Genomic DNA, 13,758 nt, shown 5'->3' with positions numbered 1-13,758 from the left:
AGGCGCTCCCGGCAACCGGCTGCGGCACGGCCGGGAGGCGTGGCGTACGGGCCGGGGCAGCGTCCGGAGAGAGTACGCGGCACCCGGGCCACGTACGCGGACAGTTCCGCCTTTCCGTCCGCGATGATCAGTCACTCCCATTCCGTTTCCGTACGGATATCTTCATCCAGTCGCCCGTTCTCCCCAAAGGCCGCACGAAGGTCGCACGAAGGTGGCCGCCAGCGTCAATCCTCGCCTTCGATACGGACTTCGGGGAAACCTTCACCGGTGTACTCCTTCCGCTCCGGAGAAGCGGCCGCACCCCTAATCCGAAGGGCCGCGACACCGGTCCGGGTAGGGGTCACGTTAGGGGTGCACAAACGGTTTTGATCTATCCATCATCGATACAGTCGCCCTCAACACCCTCTCCGAGCCGGAGCCGCACATGACTGGTTCCTTGATCCGAACATTCCGGTACGAACGTCGCCATCGCGCGGATCGCGGGCCCGGCAGCTGTGCATTCGGCGCGCATTTCGATCTTCGGGACCCAAGAAGGCCCGCCCGGGCGGCCTTCAGGCCGAATCCCGCACGCCTCCCAATGCCCTTTCTGCTCGCTTCAGACACCGCCGGACCGGGGAATCACCCGGAGATGCCCCCAGCGCATCGCCCCCGTTCCCCAGTCATATGAAGCTCATTTCCGGCGTGGTGACCGACCACCAAGAAGAGGAAGTCCACACAATGGAGCACCTGACTCAGCGCGCGGTCGCCACGATGCGGGAGCGTTACCACGAGCCTCTCGGGCTCGACGATCTCGCCCGCTCCGCGATGGTCAGCAAGTTCTACTTCCTACGGGTATTCCGGCGGACCACCGGCGTGACGCCCGGCCGCTTTCTGGCCGCCGTGCGTCTGCACGAGGCCAAACGACTGCTGGTCAGCACCTCGTTCAGCGTGGCCGACGTTTCCGCGCGGGTCTGCTACAGCAGCGCCGGCACCTTCTCGCGGCGCTTCACCGCCGCCGTGGGCCTCTCGCCGACCCAGTACCGAAGGGTCGGTCGGGGCGGATTCGCCGAGCATCCGGGGATCGCCCCGCCACCGCTCCCACCAGGGCCGCTCGGCACCGTCTCCGGTACGGCGGACGTCCTGGGGAATCCTCTGTCGCCCGTTCGCCTCGGCGTTTTCGACGGCCCGATCCTTCAGGGCCGGCCCGTCGCCTGGTCCACGCTCGACGGAGCGGGCCCCTTCCACCTCGGCCGTGTGCCGCCGGGCACCTGGTACCTGCACGCCGTGGCGCTCGGCTCACACCTCCCGGCCGAGCGGCTGAACGGCCCTCCGCTGCTCGTCGGCACCGTGGGCCCCGTACAGATCGACGCCGGCGCCCATGTCCGCCTCGACCTCGCCGTGCAGCAGGAGAACTCGACCCACCCACCCGTACTCCTCGCCCTGCCCGACCTGCCCCCGCCCCACCCCTCTGCCCCACCCGCCCCCACCCACCGATCCACCATCATGATCCCGAAACAGCGCGCTTCCGACCTCCACCCCGCCCCCCGCCTGGCCACCGCCTGACCAACCCCGGCCTGGCTGGACCGCGCGACGCACCGCCCGGCGGGCGGGCCGACCGCCACGCCGCCCGGCGCGCGATCTCCAGACGCGCCGTCGGCGAGGACTCGTCCGAGCGATCTCCGAGGCGACGGATCAAGATCCTCAAGCGCCGGCTGTTCGGCCGCGCTGGTTCGCTCTGTTGCGCAAGCGCGTACCGAATCGCCCAGTGATCGCAGTGTCAGCGGCTGATGCGAGGATCCCAGCGCAACGATACGAGGAGATCAGCATGGGCACCTGGGACACTGGCCCCTTCGACAACGACACTGCCGCGGATTTCGCCGATGCTCTCGACGACGCTGCGCCGGCGGAACGCGAGGTCCTGGTCCGCGGCGTACTCACACGAACCGTCGACGCCGGCGGCTGGCTCAACGAAGGTGAAGAAGCGGTGGCCGCCGCCGCACTGATCGCGGCGCAATGCCCCGGCGATGGCCCGGTCGACATGCCCTACGGCCCCGAAACACCCATGCCCTCATTCCGGATGATCTTCGGCTGCTCGCAGACGAAGCCCTTGCCCGCGTCATCAGCGACGAGGCCGGGCCGGCCTCGAACTGGGTCAGCCCGCAAGACTGGATGCAATGGCGGGCCAACCTCAACCGCCTTCGAGCAGTCCTTGTCCCGCCGTCTCCGTGCATCCCATTGTTCGATGCCGAGCAATGACAGATTGTCACCCGCCACAGAACCTGGTTGGAGCAGCGCATGGCTCCTGACGCGTGTGCAGATGGTATGAGATTAGAGGGCACGGTTAGGGCATGGATAGTGCCATGGCCGGCGGGCAGGTCGCTCCCTCAATCCGATCACCTCTGCGCTGATGATCGCGTCAGGTGGGCACGTTGTCTGAACTACGAACCGATCGTCTTGTGCTCCGCGGGTGACGGGAATCCGAATTCGGCCCGTGGGCGGCGATGAATGCCGAAATCGAGGTCCGCCAGTACTGCTCGGATGTGCTGACGCGTGAGCAGAGCGAGGCGTCCGCAGCCCGCTTCCAAGCCTATCTCGCCCAGCGAGGCTGGGGCTGCGGTGGAGGTGGCGTTGGCCGGCGAGTTCGACCGGATCCAGCAGGGGACAGCGGCCTGCCGGGTCGTAGATCAGACGGTCTCGGCCGGTTCCTCGGCTCGCGCGGCGGGTGCCGGCGCGGCGGCAGGAGTCGGTGCCGGTCTCGATGGAGGACCACATCTCAGTGAGGTGATCTGATGCTGCGGCCGCGATGCCGTCCTCCGCCTCGGCGCGACCGTGGGAGGCGGACTCCATCTACCCCGGGTTCGATCGTCCACCACGGTCAGGGCCGTGACCGCCTGACACACACGGTTCACCACGACAACGGACTCCGCTTCCGTGCGTCGGCCAGACGTAGCAGCAGCACCTGGGCGCGCCGATGCGTCCAGAGCCTTCCCGGCCCTGCCCGTCGACCACAGGGGCGCAGGGGCGCAGGGGCGCAGGCCAGTGCCGAACCGGAAGATCTCCTCGACGGCTGGTGTCGACAGGCCGCGCTCAGTCATCTCGCAGTCGTCCAGGGCGAACCATTCGATGGTTCGGGCGAACGCCTCGGCGCCAATCCGAACGCGGCGGCCGATGCCCTCGCTGTCCAGGCGGAGGCGGTGCATGTACCAGCGGTGGAGCAAGCCTCCCGGTCCACCGGCACCGGCGGGCCCAGCACCGGTTCCGGCGAGCCGGGTCCGGTCTCAAACTGGGTTCACCGCTTGGCCAGGTGCACGCACATTCCACGCTGCCGTCGGCGAACGTCCACAGCAGAGCCGAGGGGTGTCCCGCCGGGCCGTATCGGCTGCTACAGGCATCGGCGTAGATCCGTGCGTCGGAGATCTTCGAGTGGAAGCTCTTCCGCGGGTCGGCCCGCCCGACTCGGCCCATAACTTCCGCAGCCCCGCAGCGAGCCCCTGCACCGGCCCCGCCGCCGGGTCCAGTTCCCTCTCCGGACGCCCCATGAACCTCGTCTGGCCGGCTCACCGCAGTAACAACAAGGCGCAGGATCACAGAGTTCACAGCGGCTGTGCCGACCCGCTCCTCGCGGGGCGTGACCGCGCTCCGGCTCCGACCGGTACGGATCTGCGACCGAGCCGGGATCCGGGCCGAACGGGGCTCGGGTACTTCGTTGGCGGGGTCCGGCGATGGCCTCGCGTCGACGGAACCAGTGGTCCCCATGAGATCACTCATGCAAGGGTGACTATCGGATTATCACATTACTTGCGGGAACGGGGGTGCTGCGTCGTGGGGTACACGATTCCCGAGGGCGTCGACACCATGCTGGACGTCGTTGGTGTGGGTTGGCCCAACATCGACGAGGACGCTTATCGGGATATGGCCGGGGAGCTCAGGGAGTTCGCGGTCGACGCGGACGACGACGCGGGCGCCGCTCATGGACATGTTCAGCGGCTGTTGTCGACGGGTTCGAGTGAGTCGCTGACTGCCCTGGACAAGCATTGGAAGAAGGTCCGGGCCAAAAATGGGGACCTGGCGGAGGCGGCACGGATCATCGCCGGTGCGCTGGACCGGGTCGCGGACATCATCGTCGCCCGCAAAGTCGCCGCCGTCGCCGAGCTGGCCGATCTGTGTGCGACGGTCGGAATCGCGCTGGCCGCGGCTCCTTTCACGATGGGTCTGACGGCGCTGCTGGCGGGCGGGAAGATCGTGGCGACGCGGATAGCCTTCAAGGCGATCATGAAGGAGATGGCCGAGGCTGCCGTGGCGGAGATAACCGCGGTCCTCATGCAGCCGGCCGTGGCGGCTTTGGAGAGCATCGTCACGGATCTGGTGATTCAGACCGCGATGGACGTCACCGGGCAGCAGAACGGCGTTGGCGCCGACGGGGCAGTGCAGGCGGGCGAGGGTGGTGTGCGGCTGAACTCCTCCGGGGGCCCTGGTCCGGGAGGCGGGCTGGGGATCGATCACGACGCGCACACCAGCACAGGCGGAAGGCTCGCCGGAGTTCAGGTCTCCATGCAGGACCGGGCAGCCGGCAAGATCGGGAAGGCCAGGGGGCACCATGGCCGGGCGAAGGGGAGGGACTCTCTCACCGCGGTTCTCGACTCCGTCATCGAAGGGGTGGTGGAGAGGCTCTCCAAGGCACACAGTCATCTCGGCAGGCATGTGGGGAAGGATCTTCCCGACGCCATCGGCCAGGGTTCCAAGACCCATAGAGGCACGGACCAGGATGCCCGTGACAGCATCAACAAGATCAAGGGCGGGAAGCGTGACGGCGGCGGTCTCGATGGTCTGAAGCCGTCGTCAGGGCCCGTAAGCCGCTTCCCGAAATCGCTGGCGAATGCCGGAGAACGCGCACGTGAGCTGGCCATGTCCCTGCTCAGCCGCCGCTGTAAGACCGATCCGGTGGACGTCTCCAGCGGTGAGATGATCATCTCTCAGACGGACCTGGTTCTGCCGGGCATCCTGTCACTGCTTCTCCGGCGAACCCACGTTTCCGGCTACGCGTACGGCCACTGCCACGGTGTGAGCTGGGCCTCCAGCTTCGACGAGCGGCTCCAGCCGACCGGCCCCGGCGCGACATGGGCCCGTGACGACGGCTCGGTGCTCGTTTATCCGAGCCTGCCCCAGGAACCTGGCCAGGAGGTCCTCCCGCTCGAGGGAGACCGGTTCCCGTTGTCCCTCGCCGGGCAGAGCCCCCTGGGGGACGTCACCTACGCGGTGCTCGACCCCCGGGCAGGCCTGACCCGACGCTTCACCGGCACCCCTTACCGGGCAGGTGGGCTGTACTGGCTGGGCGAGATCGAAGACCGCAACGGCAACACTGTCCGGATCAGCCGCGCCGAGGACGGACTGCCCACGGCCGTGCTCCACGAGGGCGGCTACCGGGTACGCGTCGTCACGGACGCCAGTCTCGGCCGGGTCACCGCCCTGGAGGTACAGACTCCTCAGGGGATGGTCCGCGTCGCCTCTTTCGGATACGACGGAGAGCGGAACCTGGAGTCGGTCTCCGGCTCTTCCGAAGTACCCCTGCGCTTCACCTACGACGGGGACCACCGTGTCACGTCGTGGACCGACCGTAACGGTCACACCTACTCCTACGTCTACGACACCGCGGGCCGGGTGGTGGAGACCATCGGCCCGGACGGGGCATTGTCCTCCCGCTTCTCCTACGACCCCGACGCTCGTGTCACCCGGTTCACCGACTCGACAGGGGCGGTGACGATCACCCGGTTCAACAGTCTCGGCCAGACCGTTTCCGAGACCGATCCACTCGGCCACACGGTGCACTTCTCCTGGGACCGTTACGACAACCTGCTCTCCCGCACCGACGAACTGGGCAATACCGCCGAGTTCACCTACGACGAGCGCGGTGACCTGGTCGCCATGCTCCTGCCCGACGGGCGCCGTGCTTCGGCCGTCTACGATGAGCGGCATCTGCCCGTATCAGTCGCAGGGCCGGACGGTTCCGTCTGGCGGCAGGCCTTCGACGACCGGGGGAATCGGATATCGGTGACGGCCCCGGACGGAACGTCGATCAGCTACGCCCACGACGCGACGGGCGCCTGCACCGCGGTGACCTTCCCCAACGGCATGACGGAGCGGCGCGTCAACAATCCCGCGGGACTCACTGTGGCAGCCACGGATTCCCAGGGAGCCACGTACACCCTCACCCGGGATGCCTTCGGACGGCCCTGCGAGTCGGCCGACGCGTCGGGTTCCGTCACTCGGCTGGAATGGACGCCGGAGGGCTGGCTTTCCCAGCGGACTGCCCCGGACGGGACCACCGAGTCCTGGACCTGGGACGAGGAGGGCAACTGCCTCTCGCACACCAATCCCGTGGGCGGCACGGTCCACTTCGAGTACACCTGGTTCGATCTGCCGGCCGCACGTACGGGTGTGGACGGGGCTCGCTACGAATTCGCCTACGACACGGAGCTGCGGATAACCGGAGTCCGCAACCCACAGGGCCTTACATGGGCCTATACGTACGGCCCGACCGGGCTGGTGACGTCTGAGAAGGACTTCGACGGCCGTGCGACGAGCTATGAACACGACGCGGCCGGACGGCTCGTCGCCCGCACCACTCCGTCCGGCCACCACGTCGCCATGGCCTACGACACCCTCGGCAATCTCCTCGAGAAGAACGCCGACGGGACGGTCACCCGCTTCACCTACGACGCGGGTGACCGGCTGACCCGAGCTGAGACACCAGCATCCACCCTCGTCCTGGAGCGCGACGCGATGGGCCGTCTGTTGGCGGAAACAGTCGACGGCCGCACCATGCGGCTCAGTTACGACGACCAGGGCGAGCTGATCTCTCGCACCACACCCACCGGTGCCGTCACGTCGTACACGTACGATGCGGGCGGCAACCGGACCCGTGTCTCGGTGAACGGACACGCCATCGACTTCACCCGCGACCTGCTGGGCCGTGAACTGACCCGCACCTTCGGCCCCACCGCCACCGTGACACTCGCCTCCGCCTGGGACGCCATCGGCCGTCTGACCAACCAGACCGTGTCGACGGACCGGCAGGTCATTCGCTCCCGGGCCTTCGGCTATCGCGCCGACGGGCTGCTCACCTCGGCGACGGACGAACTCAGCGGGCTCACCACCCGATACGACCTCGACCCGCTGGGACGGCCGCTCAAGGTCACCGTGGAAGACTGGTCGGAGCGGTACAGCTACGACGCCGCTGGGAACCAGACCGGCGCCCAGTGGCCCGATCAGGCCCACCACTTGGAGAGTCGTGGGGAGAGAGTCTACGAGGGCACGCGCCTGGTCTCCGCGGGCGGCCTGCGCTATGAGTACGACGAGGCCGGCCGTGTCGTCCTGCGGCAGAAGAAGCGCCTGTCCCGAAAGCCCGACACCTGGCGCTACACCTGGGACGCCGAGGACCGGCTCATCTCCTGCACCACCCCGGACGGCACGCTCTGGCGCTACACCTACGACCCCATCGGCCGGCGTACCGCCAAACAGCGCATGGCCGCCGACGGCACCACGGTCGTCGCCGCGGTCCTGTTCTGCTGGGAGGACACCCGGCTGGCCGAACAGACCGACCTCGCCTCCGGTGTCACCCTCACCTGGGACCACGAGGGCTACCGCCCAATCTCTCAGCTGGAGCGCCGCACTCTCGACGACGGAGCCCGACAGGACCAGCACGACGAGGTCGACACCCGCTTCTTCGCCATCGTCACCGACCTGATCGGCACACCCACCGAACTGGTCGACGAGCAGGGAGAGGTCGCCTGGCACAACCGCTCCACCGTCTGGGGCGTCACGGCCTGGAACCGCGACGCCACCGCATACACCCCGCTGCGCTTCCCCGGCCAGTACGACGACCCGGAGACCGGCCTGCACTACAACGTCTACCGGCACTACGATCCACAGACCGCCCGCTACGTGTCGTCCGATCCGCTGGGGCTCGCGCCCGCCGCCAATCCGGCCGCTTACGTCACCAATCCGCACACTTGGATGGATCCCGAGGGGCTGATAGCCAAGGGGTGCACCGAGAACGGCGGCTGGTACGGCGGTCTGCTGCCGGCCAACGAGAGAGCGGACGGGACACGATTCCCCAGCGCGATGGAGGTCAACCACATCCCGCCCAAGGCCGCATGGAAGCAGGTCATCGAACCGGGCTTCTACATCGCGAACAAACCGCACAAGAAGCAGAAGGTCAACAACGGACCGGCCATCCGCATGGAGCGCCCCGACCACAAGAAGCTGAACAGCACCGACAACGACCTGGTGGCCCAGGCGTGGCACCAGTGGCAGCGCGAACTGATCAGCCAGGGACGGCTCACCGAGGCCATGCGGATGGACATCGACGACATCAAGCATAAGTTCCCCGAGAAGTATGACGACCACATCCGCGACATGGTGGAGAGCCTGAAAGACAACAAGAATCTCCAGGCGCTGCTCACCAAAAAGGGCTGGACCATCGACGAAGCCGAACTGCTGCGATGAGGTCTCCTCTGCGAACTGCCCCCTGCAAGGCCGGAACGCGGGGCAATGCGGCACAGTAGGGGTCGGTACGTATCAGCAGGCTGGAAAGGACGACGATGATTCTGGAGATGCTGCCGGAGGCAGGAGTCGCCACACTCAGACTCGGCATGTCCGCTCGTGAGGCAGTCGAGGCCGCGCGCGACCTCGGCTTCGCCCCGTCGGAACCGGACTACGGCGACGCCCCCGGACAAGTGCTCTGCGAGCACAGCCAGTCCCAGACGGAATTCAACCTCGGCTTCACCAAGGGCGTGCTGACCGACATCCACGTCTACCGGTTCCGCGTCGAGGAAGCGGACCTGACGTTCCTCCTCGACGGTCTGGACATCTTCCGCACCCCCAGCGAAGAACTGCTGGAACGCCTGGAGGAACGAGGCCACACGGTCGAACAGAACGATGACGGAGTGGACACCCTTCCCGACCTCAAGGTGATCCTGTCGAACGAGAGCAGCTTCGAGTACCCCGCGGACGAGGAGGGTGATCCGATCTACTTCGACTACGCCCTCGTCACCTCGGTGAACTTCCAGGGACCGCGCGGGGACTGACACCGACGCTCAGTACAGCCGCCCTCGCCCGGTCACCCCGGCCCCTGGGCAAGCCCTGCCCCTGCGCGGACGCCGGGCCCGTCATCTTGGGAGCGCCGTACCCACCGGAGCAGGCGTTCGCCGTGGCCCCCAAGGCCGGGCGGACGCCCCCAGGTGCGAGGGGGCGGAGGTGCCAGAACGCCAGGGCGCACGGCCGTGACACAGTTTCGTCGCCCATGTGGTGCACGCGGCTTCGGAGGTTCGGCATGAGCGGAGCCTCCGCGAGGCCGGTAGGTTCTCTGCGGTGACTTCGATGGAGACGCAGGGCCTCGTGTCGATGAGCGACGGGGCGCGGGTGCGCTGGGCAGCGCTGGGAGAGATCGGCGGGGAGCCGCCCGTGGTCATGCTCCATGGCGGTCCGGGGCTGCCGGACTACCTGGGCGATGTGGCCGTCATGGTCGCGGATCTCGCGCCCGTGTACCGGTACGACCAGCGTGGTACGGGCCGGTCGACGTGGCGGGGGCGTCATCGTCTCGCACGGCATGTCGAGGATCTGGCCGAGCTGCTCGACGCGTGGGACGTGTCCGGGGCCGTGCTGATCGGGCATTCCTACGGCGCCGACCTGGCGAGCCGGTTCTGTCTGGCGCACCCTGACCGGGTCGCCGCGATGCTGCTGATGTGCGGGCCGTTCGTGGGTGACTGGCGCGCCGGGTACCGGGCGGAGCGCGATCGGCGTATGTCGGCGGCGCAGCGGGAGCGGCTGCGCGCCTTGGAGGGGTTGCCGGACCGTACGGAGGAACAGGAGGTCGAGCTGCTCACGCTGGCCTGGTTCACCGATCACGCCGACCCGGAACGCGGTCGGCACTGGGCCGCGCGGGCCGCCCGGCGGCGTCGCCCCGTGAACTGGACCATGAACGGCGAACTCGGCGGGGAAGGAAGCGCGGACTCGCTCGATGAGCGTCTGGCCGAGCTGCGCGCGTGCATGCCCGCGCGGACCGAGCTTCTCGGCGGGGCCGGTGACCCCCGTCCTGTGCAGGCTCTCGCGTCGCTCGCGCTCCGGCTCGGTCTTCCGCTGACGCGGATCGAGGGCGCCGGGCACGAGCCCTGGCTGGAGCGGCCGGACGCCGTGCGCGGGCAGCTTCGGCGATTCGTGCGCGGCGCGGTGGGCGCGTAAGGCCTCACAGCTCTCGCCCGGTGGCGGACGCCTCCCGCCGGTCCGAGGGGCGCAGACGTGCGCTGCCCGGTGTGGAGACCGCGAACCGACCGGAAGGCGTCACCGAACGGGACCGACGGGTGCGCACATGAGGGGCCTGGGCAGGCCGACCGGGACCGTGGGCAGTGGACCGGGCCGTCCCGTCATCCCCGCGATGGCCGGGAGGACGGCCATTCGTCCTCCAGGATGCTGAACATGTCGGAGTCTCGCCAACCGTCCCGGATCAGCGCGGTGTGACGATGACGCCCTTCCCAGGTCATGCCGAGCTTGCCGAGCACCCGTGCCGATCCGAGATTCCGCGGGTCGCAGGTCGCGTAGACGCGATGGAGTTCAAGGTCCTCGAAGCCTCGCGTCAGCAGCTCGCCGCCGATCGCCGTGCCGACGCCCTGTCCCCAGACCCGGGGATGCACCGCGTAGGTGATCTCGCCCTGGCGCTTCGCCCGGCTCCGGACATGAAGCTCCCCCATGCCGACCACGTCGCCGTCCACACGGGCCACGGAGGCGAATCGCCGCTGAGGTGTGTGCGACCAGGCCTCGACCGCGGTCTGCACGAAGGCGCGCGTCTGCTCCTCGGTGTTCGGTCCCCAGCTCTGGAAGCGGCAGACCTCGGCGAGGGAGGCCCAGGAGTGGACGGCTCGCCAGTCCGCGAGCCGGATTCTGCTCAAGGTCACCGATTTCCGCGCCACAAGCCGATCCTGCCAGACGCGGTCGCGCCCGCCTGGCGTCCTGCGAGCAACCGCGCGGTCCGGCCAGGGACTGAGAGTCCGGTGCTTATACCTTGCTCGCGACCACCATGTAGTTCTCGGCCTCAGGATCGAACGTGCTCAGTTCCGTTTGGAGTCCGACCCGGTGCAGCTCGACTTCGAGTTCCTCGTACCGGTAGGGCCAGCAGGACAGCAGTTCCGAGCGGACGAGAACCAAGCCGGTCGCATCAACTTGCGCGATCGCGATCTCGATGTGGTGCTCCTCCTCCCAATGCGGCGCGATCTCCCAGCGGTAGACCACGACGGCATCGCGACCGTTCCGGCGGACGAGTCGGTCGCTGATCTCCAGCCGGGAACCTCTGGCCCTCACGAGTTCCCACGTGCGGGATGTGAGTACCAGGCGGCCGCCGGGGCGCAGAAGCCGTGACATCGAATCCAGGGCAGCACCCCTGCCTGTCGCGCCCGCGGCATGGTGAAGCGAGTTGCCGACGCAGAACACCATGTCGAACGTGTTGTCCCGGAAATGGTCGGGCAACTCTTCCCAGTTCGCCCGTACGGCCCGGACGGATGTCCCGAACTCCTCGGACAGCTCTGCGGTCCGACGAACCATCGCCTCGCTGGCGTCAGTCGCGACAACCTGCATCCCACGACCGGCAAGGCCGACCGCCAGCTGTCCGGTTCCGCACGAACAGTCGAGGACGTGAGCGTTCGACGGCAGGAGATCGAGGACGTCGTCGAACGACGCGGCGAACTCGGCCGGAGGCAGCTTCGCATCCGAGATGAGCCATTCGTACACCTCGGCTAGTACGTCATAGCCTGTCACGACCACTACCTCCGTCACGCGGCAGACTCACGGTAGGACGTCAGTCCATCAGCGGAGCGAGCCGGGCACCATGGGTTTTCCGCAAGGACGGTTCGTGCTGCGAGTGTTGCTGTTCGACGTGGATTCGGTGAAGTCCCCGGTCGTGATCAGACAGACGTCGTCGGCGGGCGCAGCTCGCTCCGTTCGGCGCGCCGCCGCCCGGAGCCGGGCCACCAGCTCGTCCATGCCGAACGGCTTGGTGAGGAAGTCGTCCGCACCCGCGTCCAGCGGCTCGACCTTCTCCTCGGAGGTCCGCCGGGCCGAGACCACGATGATCGGCGCCCGGCTCCAGCGGCGGAGGCGCGTCCACCACCAGCACCCTGGGCACCGCTGTACCGCCTTTCTGTTCGCGCGGGGCCGCTGTAGTGGGTCGCGCCGGGGCCTCGGGCGCGGAGCACGCCTCCGGCCGCCGGGCACTCCGCCCTCCGCCTTCCGCCTTACGCCTTACGCAGCACCGGCGCCTGTCGCGCTCGCCGTGGAGCCGGAGTTCCCCGGTCCCGGGAGAGACCTCTGGGAGGAAACCGTCTGTGCCGACCCGTCCGCGCCTCCTTGACGTCGCCCGTACGACCTTTGGCGCGTCCTTGACGGGTCCTCTACGCGGGGCGATCACCCGGGCTCGCGGATCGCCGGGCACACAGGCCGCCGGGCTCGCGGATCGCCGGCCGCACGGACCGCCCGGCGCACGGACCGCCGGCGGCACGGACCGCCCGGCGCACGGACCGCTGGCGGCACGGACCGCCCAACCCCGACGCGAAGTGATCAGCGCGCCGAGCAGCTGCTCCACCGATCCGGCCGACCGGGCCCGGACACCCACCGGCCATGGCGGCCTGGGAGCCCGGCCGGCCGCCGGGGGCCTGTGAGGATGGAGGGACACACCGGCCGCCGCGAGGGCGGCCGGTTCGGAACAGGGAGTGCGCGGTGTCGCAGGAGCCGGCGGGTCTGGTCGAGCGGATGGAGCGGCACCAGGTCGCGGTGTATCTCGGCGCGATGGCGGCGGGCGCGCTGGTGGGCCGGGCGGCGCCTGCCGCGGGGCCGGGGCTGGAGCACGCGATCAACCCGGTCCTCGGCGCGCTGCTGTTCGTCACCTTCCTCCAGGTCCCGGCGGCCGAGTTGCTGCGTTCGCTGCGGGACGGGCGGTTCCTGTCCGCCGCCCTGGCGGTGAACTTCCTGGTCGTGCCGCTGGTGGTCGCGGCGATGTTCGCGTTCCTGCCCGCCGACCAGGCGGTGCGGATCGGCGTCCTGCTGGTGCTGCTGTGCCCGTGCGTGGACTACGTGATCGTCTTCTCGGGGCTGGCGGGCGGATCGAGCCGCCGTCTGCTGGCCGCGACCCCGCTGCTGCTGGTCGCGCAGATGCTGCTGCTGCCGGGGTTCCTGTATCTGTTCATGGGCTCGGAGCTGGCCGACATCGTCGAGGTCGGACCGTTCGTCGAGGCGTTCGCCTTCCTCATCGTCCTCCCGCTGGCGCTGGCCTGGACCGTCCAGGCGTGGGCGGCGCGAAGGCCGGCCGGGCGCAGGGTCGCGGACGCCGTGACCACCACGATGGTCCCGCTGATGGCCGCCACCCTGTTCGTCGTGGTCGCCTCCCAGGTCCCCAGGCTCGGCGGGAGCCTGGGCGACGTCGCCGCCGTCATCCCGTTCTACGCGGTGTTCCTGGTCGTCATGGCCTTCGCTGGGAAGGCGGTCGCCCGTCTCTTCCGCCTCGGCGCCCCCGCCGGACGGGCGATCGTCTTCACCGGCGCGACCCGCAACTCCCTGGTCGTTTTGCCCCTCGCGCTCGCCCTGCCCGACTCCCTGGCCGTCGCCTCGGTCGTGGTGGTCGCCCAGACCCTGGTCGAGGTCCTCGGCATGGTCGCCTATGTCCGCCTCGTCCCCCGGCTGATCCCGGCCGACAGGACCGCCGCGGCCCGGTGACCGGCAGCGCGGCCCGGCCCCGGC

Annotated in this window: 8 protein-coding genes and 1 pseudogene; 6 read left to right on the top strand and 3 right to left on the bottom strand. The window is 68.8% G+C overall.

The window, feature by feature from the left end:
• Positions 1 to 717 precede the first annotated feature (717 nt).
• From ACF089_RS05685 to ACF089_RS05665, 5 genes are all read left to right on the top strand, one after another.
• Complete coding sequence (locus tag ACF089_RS05685; protein WP_392022274.1) at positions 718 to 1,542, top strand: helix-turn-helix domain-containing protein; 825 nt, start codon at positions 718 to 720, stop codon at positions 1,540 to 1,542.
• A gap of 262 nt (positions 1,543 to 1,804) precedes the next feature.
• Positions 1,805 to 2,305, top strand: a complete 501-nt coding sequence (locus tag ACF089_RS05680; protein ID WP_392022273.1) for a DUF4259 domain-containing protein — start codon at positions 1,805 to 1,807, stop codon at positions 2,303 to 2,305.
• A 1,496-nt stretch (positions 2,306 to 3,801) separates the two neighbouring features.
• Positions 3,802 to 8,484 carry an RHS repeat-associated core domain-containing protein gene (locus ACF089_RS05675; protein ID WP_392022271.1) on the top strand — a complete coding sequence of 1,561 codons (4,683 nt, stop codon included), beginning with the start codon at positions 3,802 to 3,804 and terminating at the stop codon, positions 8,482 to 8,484.
• A gap of 146 nt (positions 8,485 to 8,630) precedes the next feature.
• Positions 8,631 to 9,065: a hypothetical protein gene (locus tag ACF089_RS05670; RefSeq protein ID WP_392022269.1), complete on the top strand. Its 435-nt coding sequence runs from the start codon at positions 8,631 to 8,633 to the stop codon at positions 9,063 to 9,065.
• Positions 9,066 to 9,357: 292 nt separating this feature from the next.
• Positions 9,358 to 10,218, top strand: a complete 861-nt coding sequence (locus ACF089_RS05665) for an alpha/beta fold hydrolase (protein WP_392023384.1) — start codon at positions 9,358 to 9,360, stop codon at positions 10,216 to 10,218.
• A gap of 182 nt (positions 10,219 to 10,400) precedes the next feature.
• Here ACF089_RS05665 and ACF089_RS05660 read toward each other — a convergent pair whose 3' ends face one another.
• From ACF089_RS05660 to ACF089_RS05650, 3 genes and pseudogenes are all read right to left on the bottom strand, one after another.
• Complete coding sequence (locus ACF089_RS05660) at positions 10,401 to 10,928, bottom strand: GNAT family N-acetyltransferase (protein ID WP_392022268.1); 528 nt, start codon at positions 10,926 to 10,928, stop codon at positions 10,401 to 10,403.
• 100 nt (positions 10,929 to 11,028) lie between these two features.
• A complete protein-coding gene (locus ACF089_RS05655; RefSeq protein ID WP_392023383.1) occupies positions 11,029 to 11,784 on the bottom strand; it encodes a class I SAM-dependent methyltransferase in 756 nt (251 codons plus the stop codon).
• A 176-nt stretch (positions 11,785 to 11,960) separates the two neighbouring features.
• Positions 11,961 to 12,123, bottom strand: a pseudogene (locus ACF089_RS05650) (response regulator); the annotation flags it as partial.
• Positions 12,124 to 12,741: 618 nt separating this feature from the next.
• On the opposite strand from ACF089_RS05650, the gene ACF089_RS05645 reads away from it, so the two are divergent.
• Positions 12,742 to 13,734, top strand: coding sequence for an arsenic resistance protein (locus ACF089_RS05645; protein ID WP_392022266.1), 993 nt, complete (start codon positions 12,742 to 12,744; stop codon positions 13,732 to 13,734).
• The last annotated feature ends 24 nt before the right edge of the window (positions 13,735 to 13,758 follow it).

Source organism: Streptomyces sp. NPDC014894, assembly GCF_043080985.1.
In the GTDB taxonomy this organism is placed as follows: domain Bacteria; phylum Actinomycetota; class Actinomycetes; order Streptomycetales; family Streptomycetaceae; genus Streptomyces.
This window is presented reverse-complemented; position numbering and strand designations above follow the sequence as displayed.